Source organism: Parendozoicomonas sp. 2304DJ65-17, from assembly GCF_058148445.1.
The window spans coordinates 238,528-252,367 of record NZ_JBYVJV010000001.1 but is presented as its reverse complement, the minus strand read 5'-3'; the positions used below and the strand labels follow the sequence as shown (position 1 = coordinate 252,367).

Here is a 13,840-nt window from a genome sequence, read left to right as displayed (position 1 = left end):
ATGCCTCAATCTAAATGCTCATGGTTTAAGCCAGCGGCACTCTTACCGCTAGCGCTTGCAGTGCAAAGCGCTGGTGCTGTCACATTACAACCTGATGATGATGGCTATACCCGTGGCGGCAAGTATGGTCATCAGGTGTTTTCAACGCAGTCTGATCTGTTAGTTAAGAACTCGCACAATATTGATTATGACCGGAAATCGTATCTGAGCTTCAATCTAGATGGTATGGATATTGAGAACCTGGAGCAGGCGACGCTGAAAGTGTATGCCAAGAAGGTTCATAAAAACCTGACCCTGAATGTCATACAGGGTCAGGGTGGTTGGTCTGGCCCTTTGAGCTGGAATTCGGCTCCAGCTGCCAACCTTTCTGCCGGAGTTGTTTCTACATCAATAAACCCGGGTAACACTAATAGTTGGCTGGAAATTGATATTGCCAAGCTGGTGAAAAGCAGTGATGGCCAGCAACTGACATTAATTCTTGAAGACCCAAATAATGGCAAAGGCAATGGTGCGACGCTGGCCAGTATGGAAAGTAACCATGTGCCACAACTTGTGGTTGCGATTAAAGAAACGTCAGCCCCAGAGAAGCCTTCAAACCCGGAGCCTCCGGTAAATCAGCCAGGTGACGGTAATGAAAACAGTACGTCTCCAGCATCAGGTGAGCCTGAAACAGAGAATCCAGAAACACCTCCTGCAGATCCGTCTGGTGAAAAACCTGTAGGGCCGGGGAATGGTGAAAACCCAGATGAGGGTATAAATCCAGAACCTCCAGTTGCCGAGCGATCAGTTGCTGAGCCTGGTTCTGTAAGGGTTGCCTATCTGGATGGCCAGGTTGTTCTGGACTGGCAGACCCCTGCTCAGAATGCTGAACATGCAGAGACGGTTTCAGTTACGGGTTATAAAGTGCTGCGTAAGCTGAGCAACGAAGATGAATTTTCAACGCTGGTTAACAACGAAAACCCAACGGATAGCTTTTTTGTCGATACCACAGCTCAGGCAGGGGTAACTTATAACTACAAGGTTTCTGCAGTTGCTCTGGATACAGTAAGCAATATCAATCTTGAATCACCATTCTCCAGTGTCGTGACCCTGGAACCATATTCTGCTGTTAGTACACCAATAGCCAATATCGTTACTGATGCTGATAGAGATGGCTATCTGACCGCTGTTGATAACTTTGGCGAAGATGTATGGAATCGTGAGTCAGGTGCGGTTTTTGGCCCGAATCTGGACGATGATGATAACGACGGTGCAGCAGATGGCCTGGATGATATACCCAATGGCGAACAAGATCTTTTGGATATGGCCAAGGTTGTTCTTAAGAGAATGGATAACCTGCGTTCACAGGATTCTATCGAGCTGAAAATCACTTATGATTTCCAAAAGCAGCCTGCAGCGAGCATGGGTGATTTTTATGATGCAGAAGATCAGGAACCCAAGTTTCTGTACTACATTGCTGACCGCTCTCAGTGGTGGTCACTGGGTGAATATGCGGAGAGAAACGGTAATACGCTCAAGCTGAGGCTTTCTCCGGATATGCTGAAGGATGATTTCACTTTTTATGTGGACAGTTTGTTAGGTCGTCATGCTGGGTTTGATGGTAATGTACAGATTGCCCTGAACGTGATCAGAGGTTCCAAAGTCATCTCTCAGGATGAGGTCGCTCTTCGTGGAGCACCTATTCTTTATTCTCATGTTTTGAATGAGCCTCGTCGTATCTTTGTTTCTGATGATGCAAAGTTTGATAGCACAACTTCCCTGAATAATATGATTGCTGAAAACCTGGATGTACCTATTCAAATGGAGCGTGCACGTGACTCCCTATGGGCACAGGACTCGGGGCAGTTTGGGTATATTCAGAGACCTTCCAAAGGTGGTCTGGCAACAACTCAGGTACATACCAAAGTGCCCAGTGGTTTTAGCCCCTGGTTCAACTTCCTGGATGCTGACAGCGGCATGATTGATTTTTCACCCTCTCAGGGTGGCAAGTTCTCTGCTGGAGGTAATATAGAAGTGATACCTCCCTATACTCACAACGGTGTGTCTTATCCACTGGGACGTGTCGTTATGGGAGGCAGCATTGGCTACGATGTCCCCGTTAGTGGGGATGGCAGAAAACACCGTGAAGTTAGTAAGAGTCTGGCTGGCTTTATTGAAGCTCAGGGCGTTCAGGGACCTCCCATTGTTCTGCCTTCTGCATGGCTGACAGTTGGACATATCGATGAAATGTTCAAGTTCCTGCCAAAACCCAACCCAGCACCCGGTGAGAGACCATGGGTGGTTGCTATTGCCTCTCCTGAAAAAGCGCTGAAGATCAGCGATCGTGGCACAGAAAACAACCTGGCGATTCAGGAACACATCATCAATAAGATTAAAGATGTGTTTAAGCAGGAAATTGGTCTGGCTGATGAGGACTTTATCGATGTTCCTGTGCTGTATACCAGCGGTGGTAGCTCCTATTACCCGAATGTCATTAATATGCAGTTAGTGGGAACCGACCTGTATGTGCCAGACCCTGAGTCTCCCAAGGTTAATGGTGTGGATTCATTCAAGGAAGCAGCAAGAGAAGCCTTGTCTGGCCTTGGTTATAACATCCACTTTGAAGGTATCAGGAAGAGCTACTTCGCTGGTAACGGCGGTGGTGGTATCCACTGCGGTACCAATGTTGAGTTCGAAGCGAATAAAGACACGCCCTGGTGGTTATCTGATAAGTAACAGGGATTGCTGAAAACTTAACGTGTAAAACGCCTGAGCTGTTTGTTGTTGAAATAAACAGCTCAAGCCGCTTTATTAAATATGTTGCTCAAGCTTGGCTTGTTTCGCGTTCATATCTCATTCCCAGCTTTTTAAACAGAATCGCCGCAGGACAAAAACCACTAAACGAAAACTGAAATAGGTTGGCTCCTACAAACAGAGTCAGCCATACAAATCCTGGATGTACGTAATGAGTCAGGGCTAGTGAAACCATAACCATCACTCCGGCAAAGGCGAAAACGGCGCGTTCTACAGTCATTGTTATTCTCCACTCTCGTTTTTATTGAACTTACGTATTAATGAATGTTTGAGCCTAAAAGCTGTACCGCACTCTGGCCCATGCATTGCTGTTATCTTCATGTTGCCCGAAAAAGGAATAATTGTTTTTTCCCAGAAGCAGATTAAGCCCTGTGGTAAAACTCCAGTTGTCAGTTGCCCGGTAGGTGATCGAGGGTTTCAGGTAGGCATCCTTATCGGTAGGCGACCAGAAACCGAATAGAGACCAGGTCAGCTTTTGCTGCATGGCTAAATGGGTCAGTCGAACAGTCAGTAGCTGGCATTTCTCTTTCTGTTCATACTTTGGGAAAGGGGAGTTCTCTTTCAGGCGGTTATAGTCCTGAGTCCATTCCAGATAATACTGAACCGATACAGTGGTGTTGGCTGCTACTTCCTGCTCGTACCCAGTCAGCCAGCGTAGCTGTGAGTTGGGAATGTTGGGATTATTGCCGGAACTGTCGTCTTTGCTGTCATACCACGCAACTTCCATATTCAGCAGGCCTTTTCCCAATGGGGAGCGCAGGCTACCACCTAGTGTGTTGAGCTTTGGATAATAAGGTTGTCCCTGATGGTTGGTGCCCATTGGCACCGGCCAGTAACCACTGTTTGCATAGAGTGCGTACTCAACACTGTTATGGGTTGTGGACAGTCGTGTGGCCCAGGTATCACCAGAAGCTTTATCTGGATGAATAGGGTTTGAAGAGGCTTTTCCCGTTAAAGGTGAAAAGTAGGAAAAACGATCACCGTTAATGCTTTCATCGGGCGTGAATCGTGGCGTCCAGACAATATCAAGGCTGGAGTTGGTACCAAAAAATATGCTGGTTTTGAAACTGTCAGAAGGCGCTTTCAGATATTCGTCATCACGGCCGGAAAAGAATGATTGCCAGTCTTTGGGAAACAGGTCATTCAAAAACAGGTAATCACCTGTTCCCCAGGTCAGTACCTGTCGGCCAAGCTTGATATCCATATTTCCAGCAGGACTGAAAGACAGTGACAATTCACGGGTTTGCCACTCACTGTTTTTCAGTATTTCGTCGTACAAAGCATCACCGGTGAGATTAAAGGTAAACATGTCGGTGGTGTAATCAAAATCAAGTTGCCCACGAAAATCACCAAGCGTTGTGTTTCGACTGATTGCGGAATTGTTGTGGAGTCTTGTGCCATAGGCCGCTTCAGCAAAGCCGCTTAACTGCCACGGTTGCTGAGTAGCCGGTTCGCCCCATTCTTCCTCTCCCCAGTTTTCATTCCATTCATCCTGCGCCAGCGTTGGTTGGGTGAATAGGAGGAAAGCCATAGCGGGCATTATTTTTATTAGGATATTCATAGCGCTATTTCTCAGGGCAGCTATTTATTTTAGCCACTGCCTAGGCGGTGTCCGTAAACTGCGTTCGCTGAAAACAGTATCCGGAATGCCAATGTCATAACGAACACCGCGCATCTGCATCAGCGTTGAACTGCCCCGTTCCAGATCGCTGATTTGCGCTTGAAGTACAGTGGGATGTCCTTGAATTGAGCCGATCTTTTGTACTTCCATATGCCGGTAAACTTTGCCCTGTTTATTGGTGTATTCCACTTTCATGGGCAGCAGGGTTTGTTTGCTTATCCAGCTTTTATAACTTGAGAACTCAACGGTTTTTGCATCGACTGGAGTGCTTTCCAGTACATAATATTCTGCTGTGGTTTCTAAAAGCTTGTGGTTGTCTGCGGCTGGATCACGGCCGGACACATCCTCATAAAGAAAGTCTGATCCCACGAATGATGTCCGTTTATCACCGGCTGAAATGCGTTTAACCAAATCAAGCCCCGGCAGATAAAGCCAGCGATCATCATCGGCACCCGGGTTGCGGATAACCCGGAACACTGTGCCGCGCACATCACTGGGGCGACTGAAAAACACCATCAGGTTTTGAACGCCACCTGCCTCAACACTCTTTCTTAGAATGGTGAACTGGCGAAGTTGCTGACGACCTTGTGCATCAGTGATTTTCATCCGCGCTTCCGCGCGTCCATCATTGCCAGCGTAGTAGGAAGCAAGATTAGCTTTGCGAACAATGGCATTGGCATCGGTGAGATCCGCAGCAAAAGTCGTTGCCGAAAACAGTAAAAATGCAGCGAGTAAGGAAATGCTTTTTATCATTGTGGGCTCCTTAAGTTCTGTCCGGTGACATGCTTGCCAAGCAGGGCAGGCAGCAGCATCAAAGTGACGAGGGCGGAGGCCGCCATAATGCTGGCCAGGAAAATACCAACGGTGATATAGGGCACCAGCGGCGCCAGCAGCAGCGGTGTAAAACCAATGGCGATAACAATGGCGTTGCGGGAAATGGCCCGGCCCGGCTCTTCAAACATTTCTGCCAGAGAGTGGGTAACAGAGTTGTGTTTACGCAGCTCCCGGAATCTTTGCAGGAAGTGAATGGCAAAGTCGACAGACAGGCCAAGAGTCAGGGCAGAAAGCACTGCTATTGGCATATCGTAATCTTTGCCAATCCAGCCAATCAGCCCGTAAATAAAGGTGATGGTAAAGGTCAGCGGCAACATAGCCAGCAGACCGTACTTCAGGGAGCGGAACAACGCCACCATCATCAGAAACACGACAAGGAAGGATGATAAAAGACTGTCGAGCATGCCGCTGACCATGGCATCCTGCCAAACAACATTCAGGTAAGCTTTTCCTGCCCAGTTATAAGTCAGCCCTTCTGGCAAAGGATTTGCCTTTACATAGTCGTCCACCAGTTGAACGACGCTGCTCATATGTTGATTATCGCCACTGGTCATCTGCAACCATACAAGGCTGTTTTGATAGTCGGGCGTTACAAAGTGCCAGAGGTCCTGAGGCCTGTGGGAAGACTGATACTGTAAAAGTGCCTGTGCTACGCCATTGGCAGTTTCTGGCAGGCGGAAGTCTTTCTCCTCTCCACTGTTTAATTCCCGGTAAACCGTACGTACAACGTCGGGAAGGGCGTTAACCTTGCCTATCAAACCGCTTTCGAGAAGGTGATCCTGCAGATCAGAAATCCACAGAAGAGTTTCAGGCTTTTGGGAAGTGCGGGATTTTTCCTGAGTGGCTTCAGTCAGTTGCAGAAGTTGTTCCAGCCATTTGGCTTCTTCTTTGCTGGCATCAAACAGTTGGTCATCAAGGTTGATAGCCAGTTGATCGAGATAGTTTGAGAAATTCTCAATAGAATCCGTTGCGAAATAAGTCTTGAGATTAACATTTTCTTCGGCGGCCAAGTCGGCAAGGGTTTCAGCCTGAGCAATAAAAGACTGGGCCTGATTGTCAGCAGAGCTTTCCAGCACCAGCCAGGCATCATAAGTACCGGCAAAGTGATTATTCAAAACCTTATCGGCAACTCGAATCTCATGATCAGCCTTAAACCAGTTCACCGGATTATCATTAATCTGGATTTTGCTGATGCCAACAGCGCTCACGGCAAAGAGCACTGTAAACATAACTAAGACAACCAGCCTGTTATTGATTGTTATCCGCCCGAGCGTGGGTAGCCAGCGATTTAAACGACCATGCTTTTCTGACTTGTGAAGAGCGTCCTGCATAGAAGCAAGAGCAGCTGGTTTCATACGGGAGATATAAGCCGGAATAAAAATAATCGTCAGCAGAAATGCCAGGAAAATACCAAAGCCAATAAAGGCACCGAAGATTCTTACTGGAGGAACCGGCGTCAGCATCAATGAAAGGAAGCCAACTGCGGAGGTGATAGATGTATAAAGCATGGGGGTAAACAGGTGCCCCATAACCTGTTGAAGCACAACCTTTGGGTCTTTGCCTGGGCGGAATCGATCAGCAAACTCCGAGAGAATATGGGTGGAGTCTACCACCGCTATGGGCATTAAAAAGATGGCGATCATGGATGACATGATATGAACGGTAAAACCCATACCAATCAACAACCCCATAGTGATCATCACCGTAGACATAGCCACAATCATCGGCCCGGTCACCAGCGGCACACTGCGGAAGAAAAACCACATCAACAGGAATATCGCCAAGCCAGCCAAAGGGGCAGCGATGCCCATCTGGATAAACATCTCTACGCCAAACTGATCTTCCGCAACGGGCAGGCCGGTAATGTGGAACTGGTCTGATCCATCAAGCTGAGCTGTCTGGTCGCGAATCTGTTCAGCAATGCGGTAACTCTGATCTTTGGAGTCCACGGGCACGTAAATAGCCGCCGCTTTGCCATCGCCGGAAACCAGTGTATTGGCAAGTAAAGGTAGGCGGTTAACAGAAGTCTTTAACTCATCAGAAAGTTGCTGGGTGACAGGCGCATCCTGCATCAGCCATTGAAAACGAATCGAGCCATCACTGTTCTGGGTGATGTTGTCTACCGTATTCAGGGCCATCAGCTCTCGGGGCTTTACTTCTTCTAGAGTGAGAATGTTTTCCGAGAGCTGCTGCAGGTTTTTCAGGGATTGCGGATTGAAGATCCCCTGTGCTGATTGATTCACCACACCAACCACAATCATGTCATACATGGAGAATTGCTGTTTTACCCGGTTGTGGAATGCCCGGGCCGGATCATCTTCCCGCAGCATATTTTCCGGGTCAGTATCAATGGTCAGGAAAGGAATCATCGCGGTACAGGCTAATACCAGAAGTAATGTGATTGCATATACCGTGCGAGGACGATTCAGGCTTAAATGAAGCAGACAATTGATAATAAGTGATGACATCTTTTATTAGTATTTTCTAATGTTTTAATAAATATTAAATTAGCATTATCTAATATTCAATGGGCGTGAATGAAAAAGTGCCGCTAGACTCAAAAAATCATAACCAGAGTCTGAAACATGGATGCTTCAGCTAAAGCTGTTTTATTTCCCCGTTTTTACCGAAAGTTCTCCTGCATTGGTGCAGAGTGTGAGAACAACTGCTGCCATGATTGGTGCATTTCTTTAGATAAAAAAACCTGGCAGGCGTATGAGAAACATGATGACCGAAAGCTCGCCGAGCTGGTGAAAAATGAGATAACCATTCCCGATGAACCAACAGAAATGGATTATCGCCGGATGACTTTGTCGGATAAGGGCTGGTGCCCAGCGTATCGTGAGAGTGATGGCCTGTGCGATATTCATGACCGGCTGGGAGAGGAGTTATTGTCGGAAACCTGCAAGACTTACCCACGCAGGTTGACCCAAATGCCTGACAGTTATGAGCCAAGCCTCTCTATTTCCTGCCCTGAAGCTGCCCGCCTGATTCTTCTTGATCCTGCCGCAATGGATATGCAGGAAGATCAGTTGATTGCGACAGATTTTACTCCCACATCGGTTATGGAAGGGCCACCGCCTTATTTTCAGAAGTTTCGTGAAACAGCCCTTACGGTAGTTTCAGAAGAGGGGCTTTCCCCTGATGAGCAGTTATTCCGCTTAGGTTTATTGTTCAACTTTGTTGCGACCAGCCAGCAAGCCGGAGAAAACCCTGAGCAGGTATTCAGTGCTTTTGGTGCTATGAACCAGAGTGGCACCTTCTCAAAAATGTACAATAACCTGCCCGAAGGTTTGATTGTTCAGGCTGAAGTTTTGAAACATTTGTTGATGGCGCCTTCGTTCTGGAAAATCAACAGCGTACTGGCTGATATTCATCAGCAGTTTGTGGATATTCTGAACCGGGATTATGCGGTTGATGGTAATGTGGATTTGTTTCAGGTCATCACTACGGGCTACCAGAAAAGCTATAAGCCCATGTGTGAAACTTACGGTTATGCCTTCACTAACTTCTTTAAACACTGGATCTACTCTTCCGATATTTGCCATCTATCGGATAGTGAACTGATGCAGAAATATTCAGGCTTCCTGCTGCAATACAGCATTATTCGTTCTTACCTTTCAGTACTCAGTTCAGAAAACGATTGTGAAAAACTGTTGGTGAGCGTTGTTCATGCACTTTCCCGTGGGTTTGACCACCACCCTCCATTCCTTGAAAAACTGTTGACTTATCTGGGAGTGTCGGGAATTGGTCACCCGATGCAGATGATGGGATTGCTTAAGCTGGAGCAATCCCGAGAGGAAATACCAGAGGTTTCCTGAATACTATTCGTTCAGCTGTGAAGGCAACGTTGGCGTGTTCTGCATGCTGATAATTTGCCACCCTTTGTCTGTATCAGACTGACTTAATACCGTTGTAAACAACCCCGTTGTAGGTTTCTGTGGATCATATTCAGCAAGGGTGAGCTTTGGGTTATGGTTTGAAAACTGGTAACGTGTGACCACAATAACGGTATGAGCCGGGTTGCCGTAGACTGACCATTTCACCAGCTTTGATGACAACGAAACGCTGGCCAGTAAATGTTCACCAGCCTGGGGAGAAAACACCTTCCTATGGCGTTCCAGGTTTTTCTCTTTTCCCCAGTACAGCCGCCCAGACTGGTTTACAAAGTTGCTGTTGTTGGCGACATTCTCTGTGACCAAGGTTGCATCATGCTGTTGAAAGCCTTCGTTTTGGCGCGAAATCACAGCTTCTATTGCCAGCCTGTCTGTATCGCTTAAAGCTGCTGAGAGACTATCTTTCCTTTCCGCGGACAACTGAAACTCTTCTGCATAAACGCCATGTGTTGCCCACAATAGGGAGGCGGTGACTATGAATTTTGTCATGACCTGCATGCTTGTATACCTGTTTTCATCACTGTCGTTAGCCTAGTCAAAGTTGTTACTTTTTATTTATTAGTATGATCTAATGTTTGTATTAGGTTTTTCTAATGTTTGTTTGAGCGTGATATCAGAAGAGGTGATTTATGTCTGTTAATAAAACGATTTCTGTGACTTCTGAGATGGGTGAAGGTTTTCGGATCGATGCTCAGTTGGGTAATCACCAAGCTGTGATCGATCAGCCAAAAGTGGCGGGTGGTCATGATGAGGGACCAACACCACTGGAATACTTCCTGTTCTCTCTGGGCGGGTGTGTTGCCAGCATCGGGCGCATTATGGCAAAGCAGCAGAAGATTGATTTACGCGGAATGTCAGTCACCGTTGAGGCTGGGCTGAACACTGCTGGGTTGGCAGGCAAGCCCACAGATGATCGTGTGGGTTTCCAGAGCTTTAACGTAAGTGCCGAGATTGACGCGGATATGACTGTTCAGGAGAAGCAGGCTTTTCTGGACGCGGTCTGTGCTCGTTGCCCGGTACACGACAATATTGCCAAAACCTCTGTAGTTGAGCACACTGCTGTGGAGCAAACAGTTATCGCGTAAAGCAGAGTGCATATGGCTGAAAAGGTCGATATCGATATTCATACCATGCGGGCTAAAGCCCGTAATGTGGTTCCCCTGTTAAAAATGATCAGTAACGAGAACCGTTTGCTGATTCTTTGTCATCTCGGTAGAGGGGAAATGTCTGTAACCGAATTGAATGAACGGTTCGACCTCAGTCAGTCTGCATTGTCCCAACATCTTGCCAAGCTGCGTCAGGACGGTCTGGTGAAAACCCGCCGCGATTCCCAGATGATTTATTACTCCCTTGCCAGCCCGGAGGCTGCCCGGTTAATTGAATTCCTGCATGGGGAGTTCTGTTAACACTCGGTTTCAATACCACACTTTCATTAGGGTTATCCCTGCTATCCTCAATTCGATTGATTTAGCGGGGGATATTTATGGGCATCATAAACAGGCAGGTGATCTTTTGGGTTCTGGCAATATTGCCAGTATGGGGTTTGGCGGCGAATATTGAGGAGTGGGGGCATCCAGAATCATTAGACGCTATTGTCGCTGCCCCAGATTCCCATAAGGTTTTACTGGAAAATGATGAAGTCAGGGTTTTAAGGGTAATTATTGAACCAGGGGCAAAAGAGCCTGTTCATACCCATAGAGCCACTAGCGTAATGATTGTTGATAAGCCCGCCCAGATTAAATATTACGATGAAAACGGTGATGTTCTGTTTATCACCAAGCCTACAGATGGAAAGCAGCATCAAAAGCCGCAATGGCTGGAGCCGGAAGGTTTGCATAGCGTTGAGAATATAGATACCAAACCCTACAAAGCGTATCGAATCGAGCTGAAGCAGTGATCAGTTTGAACTGATTTTTCAAGGCACAGAACCCAAAAAAAGTTCACTATAAACTCACAAAACCTGTACTTGCCTGCATAGCGTGGCAAACTTGTGCCCAAACCATAAATGAGCAGCGCCTGAGGGGACAGGACTGGGGCTGCTTTGTCTTTTTGACCTTCATGGGAGAGTGAGCCAATGAGTGCAGAAATCATCAGCGGTACCCAGATGCGCAAGGAAATCCTTGCTGAACTGGAGCGCGAAGTTGTAGAAATGAAGGAAAAGTTTGGTAAAGGCCCGGGCCTGGTAACCATTCTTGTTGGTGAGAACCCTGCCTCTGTTAGCTATGTAACCCTGAAAGTAAAAACTGCTCTTAATCTGGGCTTCCATGAAGTTCAGGACAACCAGCCAGAAGATATTTCTGAAGAAGACTTGCTGGCTCTGATTGAAAAGTACAACAACGACCCAGAAATTCACGGCATTCTGGTTCAGCTGCCACTGCCTAAGCACATTAATGAAGATGCAGTGATCAATGCTATTAACCCAGATAAAGATGTTGACGGTTTCCACCCGGTAAACCTGGGCAAGATGGTCATTGGTGGTGATCAGGTACGTTATCTGCCTTGTACTCCAGCCGGTATTCAGGAAATGATTGTTCGCTCCGGCACTGAAACATCTGGAGCCGAAGTCGTGGTTGTTGGTCGTTCCAATATTGTTGGTAAGCCAATTTCCGTAATGATGGGTCAGAAAGGTCCAGGCGCGAACAGCACTGTCACTATGGTGCATACCCGTACTCAGGATCTGGCTTCTCATTGCAAGCGCGCAGATATCCTGATTGTGGCAGCTGGTGTTCCAGGCCTGGTTAAGCCCGAGTGGATCAAAAAAGGCGCAACCGTTATTGATGTGGGTGTTAACCGTGTAGGTGTTAACGAAGAGACTGGCAAAGCTATTCTGAGTGGTGACGTAGACTACGAAGAAGCCTGCAAGGTCGCTGGAAAAATTACTCCGGTACCCGGCGGTGTTGGCCCAATGACTATTACCATGCTGATGAAAAACACTGTGAAGTCAGCCTGGTGGCATCTGGAAGGTTCTAAGTAAACTTTCTGGTCATCCAATAAAAAAAGCCCGAAGTTTTTGCTTCGGGCTTTTTTTATTCAGACGTTGGTTAAAATTCTATCGAGTGGAAAAATGTTCAGTAGCTTGAAGCTTTTACTACACGCAGCTGGAAGGAGCTGTGTTCTGGAAGGCCGTTTTTACTGCACCCGCACTTAATCTGGAAGTTCTCGCTTGCTTCAGGTGCCAGTTTGTTGGACATATACTCGGAACATTCGTAAACAAACTTACCAGTCTCATCAAATAACTCAGCTTCGATTTCGAGGGTATCTATTTCAATATCGGCCTTATTCGTAAGGTTTCCTTGAATTAAAAGCTGGTTTCCCTGCATAGTCGAGTCGTAATGATTGATTACAATCTTGTCTGTATAGCTTTGGTTATAGCTGCTGTATGACGTGTCAGGCTCTTCATAGCTATCTTCTTCATAGCTATCTTCTTCATAGCTACTTTCTTCATGCTCATAATCTTCAGTATCGGTATAACTACTGAAGCTTTCTGTGAGGGCAAAGATTGAAACGCCTGTCACTGCGAACTGTGCAAGAAAGAGAGGTATCAATAAGCCTACCCCTAAGAAAAAACCAATTTTAATTGTTTTCCATATTGTTAAATTTTCCATACTGACTCCATTGATGGTTTTGTTAGTAGCGCCTGCGTTTTGAAGGCAAGCGCTTAGACTACTTGCGGCAGTGCAAATCGACCTGATTTATATTTGTTTTTTGATAGCTTTACTCTGAGTGTGCAAGCCCGTCGTTCACAGGGCTTAACAACTGCAATAAACGGTCTGGATAATCCGTGATGATTCCATCCACGCCCGCTTCAACGAGCTCAGCCATCTCCTGTTGATCGTTAATAGTCCACACTTCAATTTTCAGACCACGGCTCTGGGCATCTTCAATAAAAGATGGTGTCAGGATTGTTAAGCCAGAGCTTTCAACTGGAACCTGCATGGCTTCAGCATGTACGGGTACTAGATGAGACAGTCCAAGCTTTTGTGCCAATACAAAAAGAGTGACCTCATTAGGGGACATAGACGTTGCAACATTTGGGCATAAGGTTCTGAACTCTGCTAATGCTTCATCCTTAAAAGAGCCCACAATTACCCTGTCTTCAAGGTTATTGTTCTGCAACGTTGCACAGAATTCGCTGGTGATGCTGGGGGTAAACTGTTTGATTTCCATGACATAGCGAGCCCCCGGAGTAGCATCAATCATTTCCTGCAGAGTGGGAATGGTGATGCCGGTATTGCGATAAGGGAAGGATTCATCTTCAGTTGGGTCGAAACGAAAACCTGCATCCAGTTGTTTTAGCCCTGCCAAAGGCTTTCCTTTAACCGGTCCCTTGCCGTTGGTGGTTCTATCCAGTGTATCGTCATGTATAACCACCAGGTGGCCATCTTTACTGGCATGCACATCCAGCTCAATAACGGCGTTCATCTGAAAAGTGTTTATTGCTGCAGGGACCGTATTTTCAGGTTTCAAACCTCGGCCACCTCGGTGAGAAATGACACTGATGGCATCACTGGGTTGATAATAAGAGTGATCAGCAACAGAATTTACTGGGGGAATAAAGTAAAGAACAGCCAAGCTGAGAACAAACAGTACTGCGAGTTTTTTCCACATAAGTAATTCTTGGATAGTTTGTTGTTTTTCTTGAAGGTTGGGATGTTAACAGAAGTACACGACAAAGTTATTTCAAAATAAATGGAAA

Annotated in this window: 13 protein-coding genes; 6 read left to right on the top strand and 7 right to left on the bottom strand. The window is 46.6% G+C overall.

The window, feature by feature from the left end; genetic code table 11:
- Entirely contained in the window at positions 1-2,715 is a 2,715-nt protein-coding gene (locus ACY2RR_RS01140; RefSeq protein WP_490106291.1) for a protein-arginine deiminase family protein, read from the top strand.
- An 88-nt stretch (positions 2,716-2,803) separates the two neighbouring features.
- Here ACY2RR_RS01140 and ACY2RR_RS01135 read toward each other — a convergent pair whose 3' ends face one another.
- Genes ACY2RR_RS01135 through ACY2RR_RS01120 form a run of 4 tightly spaced genes read right to left on the bottom strand, consistent with a single transcriptional unit; the run spans position 2,804 to position 7,716 of the window.
- Positions 2,804-3,013, bottom strand: coding sequence for a YgaP family membrane protein (locus ACY2RR_RS01135; RefSeq protein ID WP_490106290.1), 210 nt, complete (start codon positions 3,011-3,013; stop codon positions 2,804-2,806).
- A 54-nt stretch (positions 3,014-3,067) separates the two neighbouring features.
- Positions 3,068-4,354, bottom strand: a complete 1,287-nt coding sequence (locus ACY2RR_RS01130; RefSeq protein WP_490106289.1) for a hypothetical protein — start codon at positions 4,352-4,354, stop codon at positions 3,068-3,070.
- A gap of 24 nt (positions 4,355-4,378) precedes the next feature.
- The gene (locus ACY2RR_RS01125) at positions 4,379-5,167 is read right to left on the bottom strand and encodes an outer membrane lipoprotein-sorting protein (protein ID WP_490106288.1); all 789 of its coding nucleotides are present in this window, start codon (positions 5,165-5,167) and stop codon (positions 4,379-4,381) included.
- Positions 5,164-7,716 carry an efflux RND transporter permease subunit gene (locus tag ACY2RR_RS01120; RefSeq protein ID WP_490106287.1) on the bottom strand — a complete coding sequence of 851 codons (2,553 nt, stop codon included), beginning with the start codon at positions 7,714-7,716 and terminating at the stop codon, positions 5,164-5,166. Before ACY2RR_RS01120 ends, ACY2RR_RS01125 begins: the two co-directional genes overlap by 4 nt.
- Positions 7,717-7,833: 117 nt before the next feature.
- On the opposite strand from ACY2RR_RS01120, the gene fliB reads away from it, so the two are divergent.
- Positions 7,834-9,069, top strand: a complete 1,236-nt coding sequence (gene fliB / locus ACY2RR_RS01115; RefSeq protein WP_490106286.1) for a flagellin lysine-N-methylase — start codon at positions 7,834-7,836, stop codon at positions 9,067-9,069.
- Positions 9,070-9,072: 3 nt separating this feature from the next.
- Here the strand turns inward: fliB and ACY2RR_RS01110 are convergent, their stop codons facing one another.
- Positions 9,073-9,633, bottom strand: a complete 561-nt coding sequence (locus ACY2RR_RS01110) for a Cif family virulence factor (protein ID WP_490106285.1) — start codon at positions 9,631-9,633, stop codon at positions 9,073-9,075.
- A 140-nt stretch (positions 9,634-9,773) separates the two neighbouring features.
- Between ACY2RR_RS01110 and ACY2RR_RS01105 the strand changes: the two genes are divergently transcribed.
- The 4 genes from ACY2RR_RS01105 (at position 9,774) to folD (ending at position 12,118) form a co-directional block, all read left to right on the top strand.
- Positions 9,774-10,229, top strand: a complete 456-nt coding sequence (locus ACY2RR_RS01105; protein ID WP_490106284.1) for an OsmC family protein — start codon at positions 9,774-9,776, stop codon at positions 10,227-10,229.
- Positions 10,230-10,241: 12 nt separating this feature from the next.
- On the top strand, positions 10,242-10,550 hold the full coding sequence (locus ACY2RR_RS01100) for an ArsR/SmtB family transcription factor (RefSeq protein ID WP_490106283.1): 309 nt from the start codon (positions 10,242-10,244) through the stop codon (positions 10,548-10,550).
- 77 nt (positions 10,551-10,627) lie between these two features.
- Positions 10,628-11,041 carry a hypothetical protein gene (locus ACY2RR_RS01095; protein WP_490106282.1) on the top strand — a complete coding sequence of 138 codons (414 nt, stop codon included), beginning with the start codon at positions 10,628-10,630 and terminating at the stop codon, positions 11,039-11,041.
- A gap of 177 nt (positions 11,042-11,218) precedes the next feature.
- Positions 11,219-12,118 carry a bifunctional methylenetetrahydrofolate dehydrogenase/methenyltetrahydrofolate cyclohydrolase FolD gene (gene folD / locus ACY2RR_RS01090; protein WP_490106281.1) on the top strand — a complete coding sequence of 300 codons (900 nt, stop codon included), beginning with the start codon at positions 11,219-11,221 and terminating at the stop codon, positions 12,116-12,118.
- 94 nt (positions 12,119-12,212) lie between these two features.
- Here the strand turns inward: folD and ACY2RR_RS01085 are convergent, their stop codons facing one another.
- Both ACY2RR_RS01085 and ACY2RR_RS01080 read right to left on the bottom strand, forming a co-directional pair.
- On the bottom strand, positions 12,213-12,749 hold the full coding sequence (locus tag ACY2RR_RS01085; RefSeq protein ID WP_490106280.1) for an FxLYD domain-containing protein: 537 nt from the start codon (positions 12,747-12,749) through the stop codon (positions 12,213-12,215).
- A 109-nt stretch (positions 12,750-12,858) separates the two neighbouring features.
- Positions 12,859-13,752, bottom strand: a complete 894-nt coding sequence (locus ACY2RR_RS01080) for a glycerophosphodiester phosphodiesterase family protein (RefSeq protein ID WP_490106279.1) — start codon at positions 13,750-13,752, stop codon at positions 12,859-12,861.
- Positions 13,753-13,840: the final 88 nt, after the last annotated feature.